This is a genomic window from Thermogladius sp. KZ2Tp1, assembly GCF_051131135.1.
Taxonomy (GTDB): Archaea; Thermoproteota; Thermoprotei_A; order Sulfolobales; family Desulfurococcaceae; genus Thermogladius.
The window spans coordinates 279,487-299,114 of record NZ_CP151274.1; the positions used below are offsets into that span (position 1 = coordinate 279,487).

Sequence of the window (19,628 nt, forward strand, 5' to 3'; positions counted from 1 at the left end):
TTGCTGTGCTACAAGACCACGGGTATGAAAGAGTGGCCCGGAATTCTAGCGGTGTACGATTGCCCGGTTAACGTCGTCTTCAACGACGTGGAAGACGTCAAGTCCTACGTGGAGGGTATACTAAGGGAAGCCGGCCTAGAGGGGGTCCTGGAGTTCTCGAGTAACGAGGCGATCGGGTCTAGGACTGTCCTGTTCAGGCTGCACTTTAAGCCCGACGCTTCTGCCCGCGAGTACGTCGGCGTAAGAGTTGTTGCCGTCGACAACGTTGTGACTAGGGTATTGTTTGTTGTACCAAGGGAGCTGGAGGGCGTATCCAGCGCGTTGGAGAGCGGGCTGACGATCGGTAGGTACAACCCCGACAAGGACGTGAGCGGGGCTGCCCAGGTACCCGACCAACAGGTCTACATCCCGTACCCCGTGATATACGCTGTAAAGGGTATCCCCAGAGTACAGCCCAGCGAGTGGTACCTCGAGGTAGCCGGCCTAGTCGAAAACAGTCTTTTACTCCGCTACAACGACCTGGTTAAGATGCCTATGGCGTCGATCACGACGGACTTCCACTGCGTCACAGGCTGGAGCGTTAGGTCAGCCCGGTTAAAGGGTGTCGAGACCAGGCTCATCACCGAGTTAGCAAAACCCTTGAGGGAGGCCAGGTGGGTGTACATAACAGGATACGACGACTACTCCGCTATAGTCCCGGTCGACGAGTTCTCGAAGGGAATCCTAGTGCTCTACATGGGCGACAAGCCTCTCCCTCCCGAGCACGGGGGTCCCGTCAGGCTCTTCTTCCCCGGCCTCTACGGCTGGAAGAGCGTTAAGTGGGTGAAGAGGCTGGAGTTCACCAGCGAGTACAGGGACGGCTACTGGGAGGTCATGGGTTACCACCCGAGAGGCAGAGTAGAAAACTCGGAGAGGTTTAAGAGGTTTTGACGCGGGCTACTAGGAAGCTCGTAGAACGCTACTCGACGCTCCTAGCGTTTTCTATCGCCCTAGAGGTCTCGGCCTACCCTAAACCGGGCAACACGCATAGGCTGTCTGACTACAGGGACAAGCCCTACCTAGCCTTTCTCTTGAACTCTATTGCGTTGAAAGACGTCTTCGAGAGAACCATACGCGACTCGATCGCGAAGGGGGTGAGCCTGGGTAGGGCGGTGTACAGGGCCGCTAGGGCCACTGTGGTGTATAGCGGTTTCAACACGTCTCTCGGGCAGATCTTGCTGCTCTCGCCTCTCGCAATTTCTATAGGGAGGTGCGTGGGGAGGAGCACCCCGTCTTACGAGTGCTTTGTCGGGAACTATAAGGCCGTAGTAGAGGAGACGACGGTCGAAGACTCCGTATGGTTCTACAAGGCTGTCCGGCTAGTTAAACCCAGCTATATCAGGAGAGGGGGTGTAGACAGCGGGTTTGTTGACGTGTGGGACCCCGACTTCGCAAACAAACTTCGGGCCAGGGGGCACAGGCTTGTCGACGTCCTCCAGTACGCGTCGAGGATAGACGTCGTGTCAGACGAAGTGGTTTCCGGTCTAAAGAGGAGCAGGGAGCTTCTAGACGTGCTCGAGAAGTATGTAACGGCCTTCAGGGACTGGAATAAGGCCGTCGTAGCGACCTTTATCGAGCTCTTGTCCACGGAAGTCGACACCCTCGTCTCACGGAAGCACGGCTACGCTGTAGCATTAGAAGTGAAGAGAGAGGCCGAGAAGGTGAAGGAGCGTCTATTTGACCCGTCTTTCGAGGAGAGGGTGTCCGAGCTCGACAGGTCTCTCAAGAGTAGGATGATTAACCCGGGGAGTCTCGCCGACCTACTGACCTCGACAATAGCCTTGTTCCTACTGAAGAACGGCGTCGGGCCCGTGTTCACGTACAGTGTTTAGAGGGGGTGTGGCAAAGCGGGGTCAAACGACGTTTAAAAACCAGCCTGCATATGAGCCGTTGTGGAGAGGGGGTACTTAGTGAAGAGCGTGAGGGTCGCAAAGGCCATGGCAATAGCAGGCGTCTACACCGCCTTAACCGTAGTACTCGGCTACTGGTCGTTCGGGCCTCTACAGTTCAGGGTCGCCGACGCTATGCTCGTACTGCCGTATTTAACATCAATGGGGTTCGAGTCCGTGGCGGGCCTGACAATAGGCGGCTTCTTAGGGAATATACCAAGCCCCTTCGGGTTGTGGGACTGGCTATTCGGCCCCGTCACCAACCTAGGGGCCTCCCTGATATTCTACGCCGTAAAGAGGGTTGCGGGCATTGGAGCTGTACCCTTCATCCTCGGGGGTCTACTTAGCGCTGCGTGGATAGCGTTCGCGGTCGGTTACCTCGAGCTCGCGGCGATTTTCGGCCTGCCTACATGGACTTTCCTGTCAGTGCTTGCAAGCGAGCTCGTAATTCTCGAGGTCTTCGGCGGACTACTTGTGAAGTTTGCGCAAAGGATTGGGCTATGACGGACATAGTATTCGAGAAGGCGACGGTCGGCTACTTGAGGACTAAACCCCTAATCGTCGACGTCGACCTCGTTCTTAAGCCTGGTCTACACATCTTACTCGGCCCGAACGGGTCGGGTAAGAGCGCGCTCCTGAAGACGGTCGCGGGTCTTATCAGCCCTCTCTACGGGAGGGTGCTGGTCGACGGTATTGAGCCTTACAAGGAGAGGAGGCGCAAGGTTGCGGCCGTTGTCGGGATAACGTGGCAGGACCCGTACTATGGATTCGTCGAACCGACTGTTAGAGATGAGGTAAACCTCATACTGCGGCAGTTGAGAGCGAGGGGGAACACGGATGTCGCGGACAGGCTCGTACCCCAGCAGCTGTGGGACAGGGACCCGTTCTCTCTAAGTGGGGGTGAAGCTAAGAGAGTGAGCCTGGCGAGTGTGCTCGTAGCAGACCAACCGGTCTGGCTCTTGGACGAGCCCTTCGACAACCTCGACTCGGACGGTGTCCGGCGCGTATCCGAGATCGTGAGGGAGGGCAAGCAGAGGGGGAAGAACATTGTCGTGGCACTCCACAACCCGTTCTACTTGGAGGTCGTCGAGAGCGACAGCGTCCTCATTATAGACAAGGACAAGAGGTCGCTGGACGTGTTCAAGGGCGGTGAAGTCGACGACTCGGTGTTGGAGAGGTACGGCGTTCTCTCGAGGAGGATGATATGTCGGTAGCCAAGTCGCTACTAAGGCACTGGGCTGAGTCCGAGGAAGTGGGCAGGGGCTCTGGGAAGGCCTGGCTTTACCTCAAAACCGCTTACTTCACAGCCACCTTGGGGGTAGGGTACTTCAACAACGTTGTAGCAGACGTCTTGAACCTCCTCTTGTCCGCCGCGCTACTGGTAGCCGGCGGTTGCCTCGACTTGCTGGCGTACTCGCTCGCCGTTTTCCTGCCGGCCGGGGGTGTTATGTTGGGGCTCAGCTACTCCGTCCACGGGTACACGCCCGCCATACTACACAACTACTTGTTCGGCTACAACACGTTTCTCTCGCTGATGCTTGTAGTGGCTACAACCAGCCCAAGGCTACTCGTCAGCGCCATGGACCGCGTCGGTCTCGGCCTCGCGATAAGGCTCATGAAAAACGTGGTCTGGGAGCTAGACGAGGTGCTGGACTCTAAGAGGAGCCGGGGTATAGAGTTGAGGTGGAGTCTCCGCGGGCAGCTGGTAGGGTTGTTCGACGCTACAAAAGTACTGGCTAGAAGGCTGGGCGTCCTCGAGTCCTCTTTGAGGGCGCGCGGCTTCGACTGAGCTACTCCACATTAGCGTGTCTCTCCTTTAGATCGTCCTCCGAAACGCCGAGCTTCTCCATCAACTCTACTATGACGCCGTCCAGGAATATCATTACGGTGTCTTCGAACAGCGTACCCAGAGGCGTCAGCGGCTCGTGCAGACCCATGACCTGCCTGACGTAGTAGTCGTCCTCTCTCGCCAACTTCGTTCTACCGGGTATCAGCACCACTACGTCGCCGAGCCTTGCGAGCGGGGAGTCCAAGTACGTGGTGATGCTCACGATCACCGCCCCGACAGACTTGGCCGCCTCCGCTACTGACACCACTGACTTGGTCCTGCCCGAACCCGACAGTGCTATCAGCACGTCGCCCTTCCTCATGCTCGGGACGATCGTCTCCCCCATTACGTAGACCTGGAAACCCAGGTGCATCAACCTAAGGGCAAAGGCTTTGATCACCAGCCCGCTCCTGCCGGCGCCCGTGACAAAGACTTTACCACCCCTCTTATAGGCGTCGACGAGGGTCTCTATCAGCCTGTCCTTGTCTTGGTCGCTTATGACCTCTATAGACTTAGTAACGTAGTCTATTATTTCCAACATCGCGCGCCGAGTTAGACCAGTAACCATGAGAGCCCTGATTCAAATATTTTGAAGTACGTATTAAAACATAATCGCCTTAAGGATGTACGTACGCAAAACGCCTACCAGCTGGCGAGAATAAAATGTCCTCTTCCGATAACTCTTATTGGCCCCGCTCTCTCACGCCTCTGGAAGAAACCTCGCGGTTGATGATTGTGAGAGAGCTGCGGTCGAGCGGGGCACACCCCTTTACAGGGAGACTGAATTGAGTGTAAGTACTTCGGCCCCTTACGGTGACGCCAGGAAGCTGAGTGTACTGAGGCCGTTTGACCCCTGGAACTCCCCTCTGTGCACGTGCCCGTTGAAGTACAGCCTACACCCCTACACGGGGTGCAGCCACTTTTGTCTCTACTGTTACGCAACCTCCTACATCGGGAGGAGGCCCAGCACTCCCAAGAGGGGTTTCCTCGAGAGGCTTAGAAAGGACTTGAATTACGTGAACCCCAGGCTGGTAATCGAGCTCAGCAGTAGTAGCGACCCGTACCCCCCTCTCGAGGAGTGGCTGAGGTTGACGAGGAGGACACTACAGGTCTTGTCGGAGAGGAGGTTGAGGGTGCTCATCACTACCAAGGGAGACATCGTAGTGAGGGACGTCGACATCCTAAGGGAGACGCCCAGCGCGGTAATGATAACCATAACGACGATAGACGACTCGCTAGCGTCTAAGCTAGAGCCCGGCGCTCCCAGCCCGTCGAGGAGGTTGAGAGCCGTCGAGAAGCTGAGTGAGGCGGGCATACCTGTCGGAGTCAGGGTCGACCCTATACTCCCCGGTCTCAACGACGACCCGACCTCGATCAAGGAGCTGGTCGATGCCGTGGCCAACGCCGGCGCTAAACACGTGGTTACGTCGACCTACAAGCTCAAGCCCGACAGCTACAGGAGGATCGTGGAGGCCTTTCCAGAGCTAGAGAAGCTGTACAAGAGGCTCTACTTCGAAGAGGGGGAGCTGATACAAGGCTACAGGTACCTCGGCAAACCCCTCAGAGCAAGGATGCTCGCCCCTGTCATAGAGTTCTCTCTGGCGAGGGGCCTGACGGCGGCTGTCTGCAGAGAGGGGCTGGGGGTAGGCTTTTTAAGGGCCCCTAGTTGTGATGGATCCCATCTCGTAGCGTCCAGGGTCCCATATGGACGAGGTTGAGCAGCAACCGAGGCCGCTCAAGGTCCTCGAGTACAAGGCGCGCTGCCCGCTCTGCGGAAAGGAGGGCGTCGTAGAGGAGTTCTTATACAAGATACCCTTCTTCGGCGAAGTGCTGTTGTCGACCTTTAAGTGCCCCCACTGCGGGTACAAGCACAGCGATGTAACGAGCCTCGAGGAGAGCGAGCCGGTCCAAATCTTGTACAGGATAGAGAAGTCTGGTGACGAGCGGGCCCTCATCATCAAGTCGTCTGCGGCGACGATCAAGATCCCCGAGGTCGACATCGAGGTCTCCCCGGGTCTCTTCTCCCAAGGCGAGATAACAACGGTTGAAGGGGTCATCACGAGGGTGATAGACGTGCTGAGATACGCGTGCGAGAACTCGTCCCCTGCGTGTTCCTCGAAGATCGAATACCTTGAAGGGGTTCTTAGAGGCCTCAAGCCGGTCACGATAGTCGTGTCAGACCCGACAGGTGTCTCGAGGATCTTAAGCGAGAAGGCGATAGTGAAAAAGCTGAGTGAGTAAGGGGTTTGCGAGCTAGTCTATTCGAGGAAAAGGGGTACGAGCTTAGCGTTCATGACGTCAACAAGTCCTTTGTCTGTTATTCTCAGCTCTGGGATGACCGGTAGCGCGACCAGTGCTAGTGTCATGAAGAAGCTCTCGAACTCTACATCGAGCTTCTCCCTGAGCCTATTCACGAAGTTCTTGTACTCGGAGTACACCTCCTCGGGCTCTTTCACGCTCATCAAGCCCGCCAACCTCAACTCGACGAGCCCGAGTACCTCCCCCTCGTGGACCGCCACTATTCCACCCTGTATCTCCGCCAGCTTCTTGACCGCCAGGCTCATGTCGACAGGGTCCCGCCCGGCAACGATGACATTGTGTGTGTCGTGAGCTATGGTCTGGGCCAAGCCGCCGATCCTGACGCCTAGACCCTTTATAATCCCCCTCCCAGTACTCCCGCTACCCTTATGCCTCTCGATCACGCTCACGTATAGCTCGTCCTCACCCAGTACAGGCCTGTGGTCGACCACCTCAACGTCCTCCCTTACCCACTTCGTCAAGGCCGAGCCGGGCTTGACCTCTATGACGTTGGCTTTTACAGTGCCCTTAGGCACACTAGCCCGCGGAACCAAGTCCTCGGGAGCCGGGAGCCGCTTTAAGTTCACCGTCTTCAACGCGTAGTCGGGGTAAACAGGCTTCACGAACTCCTTCTTCAACTCCCCCTTGTAGTAGATGACCCCGCCGTTCGCGATGACGGTCTCCGGGACGACGTACTCCAGCCTGCTGAAAGTGAATATGTCTGCCAGCCTTGCGGGGGCCACGACGCCAATGTGCTCCTGTAGGTGCAGCCTGGTGGCGGGCCTCAAGGTCGCGTACTTGATCGCCTTCACTGGGTCCATCCCGTTCTCGATCGCCTCGTTCACGATCCTGTCCATGTGGCCCTTCTCGAAGAGGTCCACCACGTTCAAGTCGTCGCTTGTAAAAGAGCAGACCTCGCAGTCCACCTTGGAGAGACTCTGCAGTAGGGGCTCTAGGTCCCTCCAGGCGCTCCCCTGCCTTATGAACACGTGCATACCCCTCCTAGCCTTCTCCAGGGCCTCCAGGCCCTCGGTGGACTCGTGGTCGCTGAATATGCCCGCCGATATGTACGCGTTAAGCATGTCCTCGGGCAGCAGCGGGGCGTGGCCGTTAACTACAAGCCCCTTCTCGTAGGCCACTTTGACCTTCTCTAGAACCTCCTCGGAGGAGTTCACGACGCTCACGAAGTCCATTACCTCGCCCAGCCCCACCACGTTCTCGAGGTCCGCGAGCTTCTCTACGTCGCGTGCCGTGATCACGTGAGCCGTGGTCTCCAGGCCCATACTGGGCGAGGTGGCCGGTACACAACTAGGTATGTCTATGAGGATCTTGAGGGGGAGCTTCAGAGAGGCCTCCGCAAATATCCTTACGCCTTCAACCCCTAGAACGTTGCCTATCTCGTGAGGGTCGGCTACCACCGTCGTTGTCCCGTGCCTTAGAGCTACCTTGGAGAAGCCGTAGGGATCGAGGAGGCTGGACTCGATGTGTATATGGGGGTCGATGAAACCCGGTGCCACGTACCCACCTCTACCGTCGATCACCAGCGTGTCAGGCCCGATGTACCTGCTCACGCCGTTGGAGTTCACTATGCCAGCGATCCTCCTCCCCTTCACCAGCACCGCTCTGTTCTCGAGGACCTCGCCAGTAGTCACGCTCACGACGTTCGCGTTCACGACGACGATGTCAGCGGGGAGGAGGCCCCTCGCGACCTTTATAAGGTTGGCTCTCTCGGATATGTCGTACTTGAATAAGCTCCTCATGAGTACTCCTCGTGGGGTTTTACTAATTTCTCTCAACATCACCTTATTAATTTTCACGGCAGATATGCTAGTGAAGGTGGAGGCTGTGGCGGACATATACGTAAGGGGCGGATGGATCGTAACGATGGACCCGCAGAAAAGGGTGATCAAGGACGGCGCTGTAGCGGTGGAAGGGGGCGTAATAACCGCGGTAGGGAAGAGAGACAACTTGGACCCGCAGTACAAGTCCTACAGCGACGTGGTGATCGACGCGCGAGACGGCGTGGTGATACCGGGCCTCGTCAACACGCACGTCCACCTCGCCCAGGGGCTCTTGAAGGCCTGCGCCGACTACAAGAGGCTCATCCCCTGGCTCAAGGACAGGGTGTGGCCGCTGCAGGGCAACTACAAGCCGGAGGAGGCGTCGGTCTCGGCGAAGTTGGTGGTCGCCGAGATGCTGAAGTCGGGTGTCACGACCTTCCTCGAGACGGGCCTAGTAGGTAGGTACGGCGTGGACGCAATAATCGAGTTCCTACACGACAGCGGTATCAGGGCAGCTGTCGCTAGGCATGTAATGGACTTGAAAGGGTACGCGCTAGAGGAGAACGTCTTACACGAGGGCCTCGTGGAGCCGGGGGACACCAGCTTCAACGACACGATAAGGCTCTACCACAAGTACCACGGCCGGGACTCGAGGATATGGATCTGGTTCGGTCCGAGGACCCCCGGCGCGGTGTCCGTGGAGCTGTACAAGAAGATGTCCGAGAAGGCTAGGGAGATGAAGACAGGGATCACGATGCACCTAGCCGAGGTCAGGGAAGACGTGGACTACACCGTCAAGGTTTTCGGTAAAAAGCCTGTCGAGTTTGCTCACTGGGTCGGCCTAACCGGGCCTAACGTAGTCCTAGTCCACGTAGTCTGGGCGACGGACGACGAGATCGACCTGCTGGCTAAGACCAAGACTAGCGTGAGCCACAACCCGTCGTCCAACCTGAAGCTCGCCAGCGGGGGCGCCAGGGTCTCGGAGATGTTGAGGAGGGGTGTCAACGTAACTTTGGGCACAGACGGCGGGCCGAGCAACAACGACTACGACCTTATCAGGGAGATGAAGGTGGCCGCGCTACTCCAGCCCCTCCTGACCGGTGACCCCGAAGCGATAAGAGCGGAGCAAGTACTCGAGATGGCGACAATAAACGGTGCGAAGGCCCTGATGATCGACCACTTAGTCGGTAGTATAGAGGTCGGCAAGAGAGCCGACCTCGTGGTGGTCGACTTTCACAAACCACACCTGAAGCCGCTGAACAACCCGGTGTCCCACCTCGTCTACTCCGCCATGGGTAGCGACGTCAAGCACGTCATAGTAGACGGCAGGCTCGTGGTCTTCGAAAGGCAGATACTGACGTTCGACGAGGAGGAAGTCCTCAGGAAGGCCGACGAGGCCGCGTTCAACCTCTACCAGCGAGCAGGGGTCTGCAGGGAGCCCGACCTCAAGTGGCCCATCTTTTAACCAGTTTTTCCTTCCCTTAAATTTTAACACTCTACTTTTTTATGAACACTTTACTGCGTTACGTGATACTGTTTAAATGCTTAAAGTAATCCGTGTTTTCAATTTAAACTCGATCCCTACAAAGAATGATTCTGATTAATGATTTAATATTTAATATTATTGGTGTTACTTTATGTGTCTCAAATACTGATTAATTTCCGAGCAATAAATTTATATATCCCCTCATTCTACAATTAAAAGTGAAAATAAAAGTGTAAGAGGGTCGGATCATGCCTGAGAAGCTAAAGTTCTTCGACCTAAAGGCGAAGAAGTACTACGAGACCGACCAGTACGAGGTCGTCGTCAGGGAGACTAAGAGGGGCAAGATCAAGATAGCGTTCGCTACAAGCCCCTACACCGGCAAGAAGTTCGCCAGGATCCTAGGCCCGGCCAAGTAAGCCCGTTAAACCCCTAACCAGGAAACCTCTTTTTTAATCCCCGCATCGTTCTCCTGCTCTTAGCCTCCTGTACAGGCAGCTTCTACAGGCTTGGACTTCAGCGCTTCCTTCAACTCGATGACTCTCCTCAGGACGTCTATGAAATAGTCTATCTCCTCGTGCGTGTTGTAGACGTAGAAGCTGGCCCTAACAGAGCCGAAGATCCTCATCCTCTCGTCGGCGCTGTCGGGGACCTTGTCTGGGGGAGGGTCTAGGTAGGTCATCTTGAGCCTGTAGTGCAGTGGGTGGGCGCAGTGCAGGCCCGTCCTCACGGCAATCCCGAAGAAGTCGAGCGCCATGCCCACGGTGTGGTGGTGCAGCCCCTTCACGTTGAACGCCACGACGCCGGTCTTGTCGTCAGGCCTCCGAGGCCCGTAGACTACGACCTCGTCGGGGAACTCCTCCTCCAGCCTCTTCAGCAGATACTCGACGAGCCTCTTCTCGTGCTCCCTCACGTTCTCCATGCCGAGCCTGAGCAGGTACTCGGCTGCGGCCGCCAGGCCTATACCGGCCTCTATGTTCGGGGTGCCGGCCTCGAACCTCCACGGGATGTCGAGCCACACAATGTCGTCCAGCGTTACGTCCTTGATCGTGTCGCCGCCGACCTTGAACGTACCCAGCCTCTCGAGTAGGTCTCTCCTACCCCACAGGACGCCGCTCCCCGTCGGGCCCAGCATCTTGTGGCCGCTGAAGGCCATGAAGTCTAGACCCAGCTGCCTCACGTTGGTGGGGATGTGGGGGACGTACTGGGCGCCGTCGCCTATCACGATCGCCCCCACCTCTCTGGCCCTCTTCGCGATCTCCCTGACGTTGTTGATAGTCCCGAGGACGTTGCTGGCCATCGTGAACACCACTACTTTAGTCCTCTTCGTGATCGCCTCGTCGATAGAACTGTAGTCCAGGTACCCCTCGGAAGTGACGTCTATGTACTTGACCTTGGCCCCCCTCATAGCGGCTATCTTCCTCCACGGCAACATAGTGCTGTGGTGGTCCATCACGGTAGTCACCACCTCGTCGCCCTCCCTTAGGTTCTCGAGGCCATAGGTGTACGCCAGCAGGTTCATGGCGTCGGTCGTGTTGTTGACAAAGACCACCTCTTCCCAGGAGTACGCGTTGATGAACTTCGCGAGCGTCTCGTGGGCCTTCTCGTACATCTCGCTAGCCTCCTGGCTCAGCGTGTGGAGGCCCCTGTGGACGTTAGCGTAGTGCTTGCTGTAAAACTCGACTATTCTGTTGATCACCTGGACGGGCTTCTGCGTCGAGGCAGCGTTGTCAAAGTACACGAGCTTCCTGCCCTTAACGACTCGCTCGAGGATGGGAAAGTCCTTCCTGACTTCAAGTGGGTCAAACATCCGGAGTCCCAGAATTTCATATCCTAGTATGACAATTATACTTTTATCGGTGCTGAGGGGTACCAGGTGGTCAGTTGAGGGTGGCCCTCGTAGCGAGCGGCGGAGGGCACACAAGCTTCGCCGTGGCTCTTGCCGAGCGCCTCCTAGACCTCGAGCCGGGGCTCGAGATCGATGTCGTCGCGCCGGCGGGCGACACCAACACTCTAAGGCGCTTGGCCTCGAGGCTGCGCGGCCGCGGCGTTAGAGTCTCGACATCGCCCAAGCCTCTGCACCCCCAGGAAAGGTTGTACAGGGTCTTAACGAGGGCTCCGCACGCGCTCGTAAAGGCGTCGGCTTTCGCGAGGGGTGTAGACGCCCTCGTCTGCACCGGCTCCAACCACAGCGTACCCCCCTCGCTGGCGGCTCTTGCCAGGGGGGTGCCGGTCTTCTGCGTCGAGGACCCGTACAGGGTGTTCGAGAAGAGCAGGTCGGTGGGGCTGCTCCACGGGCTGGGGGCCTACGCGCTCCTGCAGTGGGGGGAGCAGTTGAGACTCTACAGGAGTAGGGGTTTTTATGTCGGGCTGATCTACGAGAGGCCCGTCTACAAGCCGGAGAGGGGGGGTTACGTCCTCGTCACGACTGGGACTATGGGGCACCGCCTACTCTTTAGGACGATCGCGAGAGGGGGGCTGAGGGGCTACAGGCTGGTCATCCAGGCGGGCAAGTACTGGGCGGAGTACCTCAAGAGGAAGCTGCCGGGTAGCGTAGTGTTCGACTACGATCCCGACATAGACAGGTGGATCGCGGGGGCAGACCTCGTCATCACGCACCAGGGGATAGCGGCCATACAGGCCAGCCAGGCCTACGGTAAACCCGTTGTGATCGCCTACAACCCCGACATACCGCTGGCCGGGGGAAGGGAGGGCGCGGAGTTCGTGGCGCGGAAGCTGAACTTGGGCTACCTAACACCAGACCCAGGCGACCCATCTCAGCTAGACAGGGTCGTGGAGGAGACGCTCTCGAAAAGGCCGGCTGCCTTCGGCGACGGGGCTGCCAAGGCGTCGAAGGTGGTCCTCGACTTCGTCAAGGGGGTAGGACGCCGGGCAGCCTAGGGTGTAGTGTGGCGTAGGCTACGTGCTCCAGGCCTAGCATGAACCTGACGAGCCTCTCCACCCCCAGCCCCCAGCCGCAGGACGGCGCGATACCGCCGTTCAGAGCTAGCTCCAGGAACCACCCGTACTTCCCGACGTCCTCGTTCAGGCTCTTTATCCTCTCCAACAGCCTGCTGTACCTGTACTCCCTACAGCCACCGTCCAAGACCTCGCCGAAGCCCCAGGGGAGTATTAGGTTGAAGTCCGTGTTGAGGGCTTCGTTGCCCTCCAGGGGGTAGTAGTAGAAGCCCCTGCTCTGCTTTGGGAAGAACATCAGCCAGAAAGGCCTGTTGACCGCGTTGGAAATGGCCGTCTCCGCTTGGATGCTGAGCTCGCGCCCCCACTCCTCTTTGAAGCCGAGTTCGGCGGCCTTCTTAAGAGCCTCCTCGTACGTTATGACCGGGAACGGGGGGTTGAAGAGGCTCCTGTCAAGCAACCTCTCGTGGAGTACGTTGGGTGCTTCCTCCAACACCCTCTTGTGGACGTAGTGTAGGAGCCGCTCTGCCAGCCCCTTGACGTCCTCGAGGCTCGACAGCCCCCACTCGACGTCCAACTGGGTGAACTCGAACAGGTGTCTTCCACTGGACTGGTTCTCGGGGGGCTCCTCTCTCACGTTCCTAGCGACGTAGTAGATCTTCTCGAACACGCTGGCCATCAACTGCTTGTACATTATCAAGCTGCTCATCAGCTCTAGCCTGAAGCCGTAGGCCTCGGTAGCCAGCTTCCCAGCGCCCCTCAGACCAGGGTCGCTCACCACCCCCACGACGGGGGGCTCCAGCTCGATGAACCCGTTGGCGTCCAGGAACTCCCTTGAGTACTTCAGTATCAGGCTCCTGGTTAGCGCGACCCTCCTGAAGCCGTCGCCCCTGACGTACCAGTAGTAGAGCTCAGCGTACCTCCTCGGGTCCGGCGGCGAGGCCAGGTAGTCTACCCTCCTCTCGACCAGCGGCCTGTTTACGACCGCCAGGTCCTCGACTACTATGCTCTCGCCGTCCACCCAGCCCCTGACCCAGACGAGGGTCTCGAGCGGTAGTGCGAGCAGCTGTTCTCCCAGGGGCCCCGCAGGCCTTAGCTCTCGCGCCCCCGAGGGGTCTCGGAGAACGAGAGTGCGCCCCTTCTTCCCGGCGATCCAGGCGAGGAATTCTCCCGGCCCCTGCTGGACCAGGAGCCTGGTCCTCTTGAACTTAGACCAGGACGGGTTAGGTAGCCTTGTTAAATGACATCCCTCGGCCACCAGCCCTACTATGATAGGACCTAAGCTTATAAACCTATATTCTCAAGAAGGCGAGTATGTTTTGAGGACCCTGTCTCCGGAGATCGCGTACACCTCTACGTACTTTCTCAGCGGCGTCGTCTTCAGCTTCGGCATGAGCACCTCGTCCACCTGGAAGACGCCCGCTGTCTCGTCCATGTAGACGAGTATCTTGACGGGGCTGCTCTCCCCCTCCAGGACCTCGACGCTCTTGATGCTCAGGGCAGACAAGCTGTGGATGTTGACGTTCCCTAGAGAGTAAGGGACTCTAGCCCTCCCCTCTGCCATGTCCAGCCCGTCCCCGACCTTTACGCACCCGGCCTCCACCGTGAGGCAGTCCACGTCGTAGGCGGTGCAGTATATGCTGTGGAGTATCTCCTGCCTCAGCCTGACCCTCTTACGCGGGTCGTCGATCAAAGAGCCTAGGAGCCTCGAGACAATAGGCTCGGAGAGCAGGGCCCCGACCCTCTCGTGGTTGTCTCTGTGGACGGAGTTTCCCACGTCGTGTAGCAGTGCGCCGACCAGCGGGACCAGGGCTGCCTCCTCCTCCGTGTCGACTATCCCGTCCTTGACTAGCGTGGACTCGACACCCTTCTTCCTGAGCAGCTGGTAGAGGTACAGGGCCGCGCCCGCTGCTATCTGCGCGTGTACGGGGCCGTGGTCGTTGTACCTCAGCCTCTTAACGGCCATGACGTTGGCCATCTCCCACAGGGCCTGCACCTCCACGTCGTTCAGCAGGGTGTAGTAGGCCTCCTCTAGCAGCCTGCTGCCTGTGACCAGCGCCTTCACCAGCTGGGGGCTGACCACTACCACGCCCGACCACCTAACGCTTATTACTTTACTTGCCCTAGTTAATTACGTAGAGCGCGTTTTAAACGTGGGTCTGGAAGGGTTGATCAAGGTCAAGAAGAGAGGCCTCATACCGGGGCTCAAGGCCTTCTTCTACACCTGGAGCGGCGAGGCCCCTCCCCAAGACACCTCCGGCCTGACGCCGGTCGCGGCAGCCGTCCACAGCGGGGTGGACTTCACCTGGTGGGACTCGCCCACTAGGGGTGTACCGCCCGAGTTCTTCATGGTCGAGTGGAGGGGTTTCCTGAGGGTGGACGAGCCCGGCTCCTACAGGTTCTACGTGGTGACGGACGACGGGAGCAGGCTCTACCTGGACGGGAAGCTCCTGATAGACGCCTGGAGAGACCAGCCGCCGACGCTCTACATGAGCGAGGAGGTCTACTTGAGGAGGGGCTTCTACAAGCTGAGGCTCTTGTTCTACTGCAGGTACAGGTTCTCGCAGATACGCCTGGGCTGGATAGCAGGCGGGAGGACCGAGGTGCTTTCCAGCGACCGGCTCTACCACGCGATATCGGACAAGGCCTTCATAGAGGCCGGGGCGCCGGGCCTGGCGGTCGAGGCCGTGTCCCTAGACGGGGAGAGGACCGTGTGCGAGGTCCTGCCGTGCGCCCTAAAGCTCCCGAGCGCCGACGACTACGTACACGTCAAGATCAGGGTCTTTAGAGGCGGAGACCTCGTGTACGACACGGGGGAGTACCTCACCCTCTTCGGCGGAGACAGAGTCGAGGTCGAAGCGTAGCGTCCCTGACAGACGCGCGAACCCGGTACCGCGTTTCACCGCGTTCAAGACCCAAACCTCTATTCAAAAATCACGCCGTAGTAGCACGGCCGCACAGAGGGCGCAGGTGCAACAGCGGGACGCACGCCTCACCCGCGGAAGCACGCGGTGTTCAGTAATAAAACCTCGACAGCCCAATACAATACACGGGGCCCGTCGCCTAGCCAGGATAGGGCGCCGGCCTCCGGAGCCGGAGGTCCCGGGTTCAAGTCCCGGCGGGCCCGCTAAATCCTCCACGGCCGCTGACCCTCTTTTATAGTATCTTAAGACCCGATCCGGATACGTGGGGGTCTAGACGGCTCAAGACGCTTATCTGTGCACTATAAGAAATCTAAGGCCTTTGTTATCGTCTCATCATAAGATTAAGTAGTTCCACGCCCTCCCAGCATCGAATTCTCCCTAGCACGCCCAGCGCTATCACCACGAACATGCTCTCGCAGTGCTCACAACAATAATATTTGTAGAGGCGTTCTCGATGTATAAGAGCCCCTTATCCACGATTTCCTTCAGATCGCTTAACTTCCTTATCATTAAACCTCAACGACGTCTAGGTATAATATTGCTACCTCCTAGTCGGATAGCCCTCATCTCAGGGACTCTCAGACTTAATCCCAATAGTGCTTCTCGGCGGTCTAGCAAATTTTATATCCTTTAAGGCTGGAATACTTTTCGGGAACTGCGGGATGTCGAGTAGGTGCCTCGGTAGTTGTGTAATTGAGGGGCCTGGAGAGGGCCCTCCGCTACCTGAGGGTATGGATTTCTCGAATCTAGAAGGGCTCTGCTACGAGATTGAAGGCGTCCCAGGCTTCGCGGGCGAGGGGGAGCACCGCCCGCTGGGTGAAGGAGAACTCGACTTTGCAGGCGAGGACATATATCGCTCGCTGGAGAGACTGCCGGAGATAAGGGTTGTAGAAGGTAGCTGTGACGCCCGTAGGTGGGGTAGTATAGCTTGCACGGAGACTTTAGCCGTCTGCTCGAAAACCCCGTGCTCTGCGGAGTCTTCAGCACGCGCGGACGCCCCTGCTATCTACTACAATATCGATAGGATAAGAAGCTGGGTGAGGAAACACGCCCTCAACAACCTGGCATTCATTTTCAAGCAGTGCCTGGAAATAGATAGACCACACGATTATGAGCGGTTGCTGAGGGATCCTTTCCTCATCGACCTAGTTAAGAATGTTTATCTAGCGACAGAGGAGACGGCGCTAGCCTACCTCCAGGTACACGAAAGAGCACACTGTGTAGGGGGTATAATGGACGAGGGGAAGGCGACAGCCCTAGGGCTATACGAGGCGTTCAAGAGGTATATATTTGACAAAGAACAGTTGCGGCGAGGGCACGCCTACAAACTCATACCAATAGAATCTATCCTCGCCAGTTACCTTACGATACTCAGAATCGCCTACCACCACTACCAGATGCCAGGTTATAGAGACTTCGTCAAATACGTCAAGCTACCGCTGGTAATGCCTAGATGCCGCGGCCTGGACGCAGTATTAATCGAATACTACAAGGGTTGGACACTACATTACCGCATAATTGTTCATCCCGGCAGACTTTTCATTAAGTGGCCCGGCGTTCGAATTATAATCGATGAAATATCGAAAGAGACGCCACTCGATTACAGGGGTACAAGGCCCTCCCGCAGACTCGGCCCTAGGGACTGCGGCCTGTACGAGGTGTGGGCTCCCTGCGACGGCACTACATGGGTGAGCCCACAGTACCCAACACCATAGAACCTCAAACACGTCGAATAACCTCCCGCAGAATAAAGCCCAGTCCGTGGTGAAGCTGGATTCGGTATCCAAAGAATTTTTAGGCAATCCGCTTTCTAAACAATATCGAGGAACTCTATCTTAGCCCTCTACTTACATGAAATTTGAATGGTCTTCACACCCATTACTCGGCATCATACTGAGTCTAACTATTCCTAGCAAACCAGGTAGATGTTAATCACTAACATCACTAACCACCTCAGGGGTAAATACGCTTGTCTCCTGTGAGCTACATAACGTTAAAAACGTGTGAGGGGTTTCAGGCGCGGCGGAAGAACTCGTCGAGCCTCCTCACGGGTCTCCCAACTTCGCCTCCTCTACCTCTCTTCTTGGCTTTTCTAAAGGCTTGCTCCTCAGACCCTTTGAGGGCGTCGACCCTAGCCTCCCCGGCCCTCGACAGCCTCCCAACCATGGTCCTGGCGAGTATAGGTGTGAACTCCATACAACCCACTATAAGATTCAGTAGAAGAGGTTTAATAGACCATGGGCTTAGATTCCGAAGGCGGATTCTCCTCTCTCAGACAGGAGAACATGTGTAGAGACAGCCAAGGAGACTCTTAGGAGAACAAGACGACGCGTCTCCTTGGGATGTGCTAAGCTGTGGTTTAAGTAGGTATCACTGTACACAGATTAATAGGAGCTACAAGGACAGCGGCGCTGGAGGGGTTGTTACGTGCTCGATTTATCTAGGTACACTTCTCCGGGCGAGGCTTATAGACTGCTTGTAGAATCCCTTTCTGTCATTCTCGAGGTTCACGGGGACGCCCGCGTCCTCGAAGAACTGGGGGTCAAGGCGCTGGTCGACCTCGATAAAGCCGTGAGAGACGCCGCGGCCTTGAAAGGGGGTAGCACGCCCCGCGGGCTGTACGAGGTCTCAAACCTCATAGAGGGGCGCAGGAGGAAGGTTCTGGCCGCCTACTACACGGACCCCCTCGGTGTCAGGGTCATATCCGCCCTCGCCAAGTCCTACGCCCTGGACTCGGGCTTCGAGGACGTGGTGGTAGCCGACCCCTTCATGGGCTCCGGGGTTCTGCTAGCAGGGTTCATCAAGGAGTTCGGGTGCGAGAAGGTGGGGAGGGTCATAGGCTTCGAGAAAGACCCGCTGGCCTGCCTCGTCGGCTACGCCGCGCTCCTGAGGCTGTGCGGTAGGGGTAAAGTCGAGGTCAAGTGCGGGGACACGTTCGAGATCGTCAGGCTCCAGCCCACCCTAGCCGGCTCCACGGCGAGCTACAAGTCCTGCGCCCACCTCATCCTGACTAACCCGCCGTTCACGAGGTGGGAGCTGCTGGACAGCAAGTACAGGAGGCTGCTGGAGAGCAGGTTTACAGCGACGCACTACTCCAAGTACATAGCGAGGAGGCAGCTAAACCTCCAGACGCTGTCCCTGTTCACAGCCGACTACATGCTGAGGAAAGGGGGGCTGCTGGCCGCCGTCCTCCCAGCCTCCACGTTCTACACTATATACGGCGAGGGCGTCAAGAAGCTCTTGAGAGAGAACTACCGCATACTAGCGCTGATCCAGAAGAGGGGCGAGTCCTCCTTCTCCCTGGGCAGCGGCTTCAAGGAGGTAGTACTCGTAGCCTCGAAGTCCAGGGAGGGGAGGGGTGAGACGGCGTTCGTAACCCTCGACAGCGGCCTCGAGCCCAGCCTAGCGTACTCCTCGGGCTGGGTGAGGGCCCCCGGGGCCGAGTACGTAGACCTCCACAGCGTACCGCCCATACTCGACTTCAACTGGCTCTCCCTGTTCAACCTAGGGGCTCTAAAGCCGCTCGTCAGCGCGCTCTCCACCCTAACCTCGGCGGGGAGGCTGCTCCCCCTGGCTGAGGCCATTGGAGAAGACGGCGTTATCAGGGGCGTGGAGATGTACGGGCCGGACTTCTTCCTGGTGCCCAACAAGTACTGGAGGGTCGCCGGGGTCAGCGGCGACTCCATAGCGATAAGCGGCGGCGGGGAGGTTCTAGAGCTACCTAGAGAGTACGCGGTTAAAAGCCTCAGGAAGCCCGGGCTGTACACCGACAGGATCCTCGTGGATCCCGACCACTACCTCGTCAGCATACCCCCGGTGAGCGTAGAGGAGCTCCCGAGCGGCGTGAGGAGGTACGTGGCGTGGGGTCTGAAGAGCGGCGCGGCCGCCGCGGCGGTCAGGGCTTTCGGGGAGAAGTGGTACAGCCACGTGTACAGGCAGGTAGAGAGCAAGAAGCCGTTCGCGAAGCTGTTCCTCCCCGACAAAGTCGACGCGAGGTTCAGGAATAGGGGCGTCTTCGCGGTGGCGTCCGAAGCCCCCGCCTCCGCGACCAAGGACTTCTACCTAGTACTCGACGAGCAGTGCTCGCCGCTGCTGACGCTCTGGTTCAACAGCAGCCTCTTCATATCGCTACTACTCTACGCCGGGAGGGCGATAAGCGAGGCGTGGACGAGGTTCCTCGAGGAGGACTACCTGAGGCTCCCCGCCCCAAGCCCGGGCACGTGTAGAGAGTACAGGGAGGAGTCCGAGAAGTTGATCAGAGAGATCTCCGCCGCGAGACTGCCCCCGCTACCACTACAGCTGGACGACCCCAGGAGGCGCAGACTCGACGAGTTCATACTCGACACGCTGGGGGTTCAAGGCGTAGGCGTAGACTACCTACACGAGCTACTAGCCAAGCCGCTGAAGGAGCACGCGATACGCGGCAAGCAAGGGGGGTAGCTCACGGCAAAGCCAGCTAGGAGGGGCGCG

19 protein-coding genes and 1 tRNA gene are annotated in these 19,628 nt (G+C 57.9%); 14 read left to right on the forward strand and 6 right to left on the reverse strand.

Annotated elements, in window-relative coordinates:
* The 5 genes from WLZ34_RS01440 (at position 1) to WLZ34_RS01460 (ending at position 3,717) form a co-directional block, all read left to right on the forward strand.
* Complete coding sequence (locus WLZ34_RS01440) at positions 1-930, forward strand: molybdopterin-dependent oxidoreductase (RefSeq protein ID WP_434731595.1); 930 nt, start codon at positions 1-3, stop codon at positions 928-930.
* Positions 927-1,871, forward strand: a complete 945-nt coding sequence (locus tag WLZ34_RS01445) for a triphosphoribosyl-dephospho-CoA synthase (protein ID WP_434731596.1) — start codon at positions 927-929, stop codon at positions 1,869-1,871. Before WLZ34_RS01440 ends, WLZ34_RS01445 begins: the two co-directional genes overlap by 4 nt.
* A gap of 78 nt (positions 1,872-1,949) precedes the next feature.
* The gene (locus tag WLZ34_RS01450) at positions 1,950-2,432 is read left to right on the forward strand and encodes a QueT transporter family protein (RefSeq protein WP_434731597.1); all 483 of its coding nucleotides are present in this window, start codon (positions 1,950-1,952) and stop codon (positions 2,430-2,432) included.
* Positions 2,429-3,142 (forward strand): ABC transporter ATP-binding protein, encoded by a 714-nt coding sequence (locus tag WLZ34_RS01455; protein WP_434731598.1) that lies wholly within the window; start codon positions 2,429-2,431, stop codon positions 3,140-3,142. Before WLZ34_RS01450 ends, WLZ34_RS01455 begins: the two co-directional genes overlap by 4 nt.
* Entirely contained in the window at positions 3,133-3,717 is a 585-nt protein-coding gene (locus WLZ34_RS01460; RefSeq protein ID WP_434731599.1) for a hypothetical protein, read from the forward strand. Before WLZ34_RS01455 ends, WLZ34_RS01460 begins: the two co-directional genes overlap by 10 nt.
* 1 nt (position 3,718) lies before the next feature.
* On the opposite strand, the gene hxlB is transcribed toward WLZ34_RS01460, so the two are convergent.
* On the reverse strand, positions 3,719-4,324 hold the full coding sequence (gene hxlB / locus WLZ34_RS01465; protein WP_434731600.1) for a 6-phospho-3-hexuloisomerase: 606 nt from the start codon (positions 4,322-4,324) through the stop codon (positions 3,719-3,721).
* Between the two features lie 217 nt (positions 4,325-4,541).
* Between hxlB and WLZ34_RS01470 the strand changes: the two genes are divergently transcribed.
* Both WLZ34_RS01470 and WLZ34_RS01475 read left to right on the forward strand, forming a co-directional pair.
* A complete protein-coding gene (locus WLZ34_RS01470; protein WP_434731601.1) occupies positions 4,542-5,474 on the forward strand; it encodes a radical SAM protein in 933 nt (310 codons plus the stop codon).
* Positions 5,461-5,997: a ZPR1 zinc finger domain-containing protein gene (locus tag WLZ34_RS01475; RefSeq protein ID WP_434731602.1), complete on the forward strand. Its 537-nt coding sequence runs from the start codon at positions 5,461-5,463 to the stop codon at positions 5,995-5,997. The genes WLZ34_RS01470 and WLZ34_RS01475 overlap by 14 nt, the downstream gene beginning before the upstream one ends.
* A gap of 17 nt (positions 5,998-6,014) precedes the next feature.
* Here the strand turns inward: WLZ34_RS01475 and ade are convergent, their stop codons facing one another.
* Positions 6,015-7,853: an adenine deaminase gene (ade, locus tag WLZ34_RS01480; protein WP_434731603.1), complete on the reverse strand. Its 1,839-nt coding sequence runs from the start codon at positions 7,851-7,853 to the stop codon at positions 6,015-6,017.
* Between the two features lie 25 nt (positions 7,854-7,878).
* Between ade and WLZ34_RS01485 the strand changes: the two genes are divergently transcribed.
* On the forward strand, positions 7,879-9,300 hold the full coding sequence (locus WLZ34_RS01485; protein ID WP_434731604.1) for an amidohydrolase family protein: 1,422 nt from the start codon (positions 7,879-7,881) through the stop codon (positions 9,298-9,300).
* 269 nt (positions 9,301-9,569) lie between these two features.
* Entirely contained in the window at positions 9,570-9,737 is a 168-nt protein-coding gene (locus WLZ34_RS01490; RefSeq protein ID WP_428727028.1) for a hypothetical protein, read from the forward strand.
* Between the two features lie 59 nt (positions 9,738-9,796).
* On the opposite strand, the gene WLZ34_RS01495 is transcribed toward WLZ34_RS01490, so the two are convergent.
* Positions 9,797-11,128, reverse strand: a complete 1,332-nt coding sequence (locus WLZ34_RS01495; RefSeq protein WP_434731605.1) for an aminotransferase class V-fold PLP-dependent enzyme — start codon at positions 11,126-11,128, stop codon at positions 9,797-9,799.
* Between the two features lie 80 nt (positions 11,129-11,208).
* Between WLZ34_RS01495 and WLZ34_RS01500 the strand changes: the two genes are divergently transcribed.
* A complete protein-coding gene (locus tag WLZ34_RS01500; protein WP_434731992.1) occupies positions 11,209-12,219 on the forward strand; it encodes a glycosyltransferase in 1,011 nt (336 codons plus the stop codon).
* Here the strand turns inward: WLZ34_RS01500 and WLZ34_RS01505 are convergent.
* Positions 12,191-13,492 carry an asparagine synthetase A gene (locus WLZ34_RS01505; protein WP_434731606.1) on the reverse strand — a complete coding sequence of 434 codons (1,302 nt, stop codon included), beginning with the start codon at positions 13,490-13,492 and terminating at the stop codon, positions 12,191-12,193. The genes WLZ34_RS01500 and WLZ34_RS01505 overlap by 29 nt on opposite strands.
* A gap of 42 nt (positions 13,493-13,534) precedes the next feature.
* Positions 13,535-14,323 carry an HD domain-containing protein gene (locus WLZ34_RS01510; RefSeq protein ID WP_434731607.1) on the reverse strand — a complete coding sequence of 263 codons (789 nt, stop codon included), beginning with the start codon at positions 14,321-14,323 and terminating at the stop codon, positions 13,535-13,537.
* A gap of 64 nt (positions 14,324-14,387) precedes the next feature.
* On the opposite strand from WLZ34_RS01510, the gene WLZ34_RS01515 reads away from it, so the two are divergent.
* The 3 genes from WLZ34_RS01515 to WLZ34_RS01525 all read left to right on the forward strand — a co-directional run bounded on the left by WLZ34_RS01515 (position 14,388) and on the right by WLZ34_RS01525 (position 16,873).
* Positions 14,388-15,098 (forward strand): PA14 domain-containing protein, encoded by a 711-nt coding sequence (locus WLZ34_RS01515; RefSeq protein WP_434731608.1) that lies wholly within the window; start codon positions 14,388-14,390, stop codon positions 15,096-15,098.
* A 188-nt stretch (positions 15,099-15,286) separates the two neighbouring features.
* Positions 15,287-15,361 (forward strand) — tRNA-Arg (locus WLZ34_RS01520).
* A gap of 393 nt (positions 15,362-15,754) precedes the next feature.
* Positions 15,755-16,873 carry a hypothetical protein gene (locus tag WLZ34_RS01525; protein WP_434731609.1) on the forward strand — a complete coding sequence of 373 codons (1,119 nt, stop codon included), beginning with the start codon at positions 15,755-15,757 and terminating at the stop codon, positions 16,871-16,873.
* Positions 16,874-17,171: 298 nt separating this feature from the next.
* Here WLZ34_RS01525 and WLZ34_RS01530 read toward each other — a convergent pair whose 3' ends face one another.
* On the reverse strand, positions 17,172-17,363 hold the full coding sequence (locus WLZ34_RS01530; protein ID WP_434731610.1) for a hypothetical protein: 192 nt from the start codon (positions 17,361-17,363) through the stop codon (positions 17,172-17,174).
* Between the two features lie 222 nt (positions 17,364-17,585).
* Here WLZ34_RS01530 and WLZ34_RS01535 point away from each other — a divergent pair, with 222 nt between their 5' ends.
* Positions 17,586-19,598, forward strand: a complete 2,013-nt coding sequence (locus WLZ34_RS01535; protein WP_434731611.1) for an N-6 DNA methylase — start codon at positions 17,586-17,588, stop codon at positions 19,596-19,598.
* Positions 19,599-19,628 lie beyond the last annotated feature (30 nt).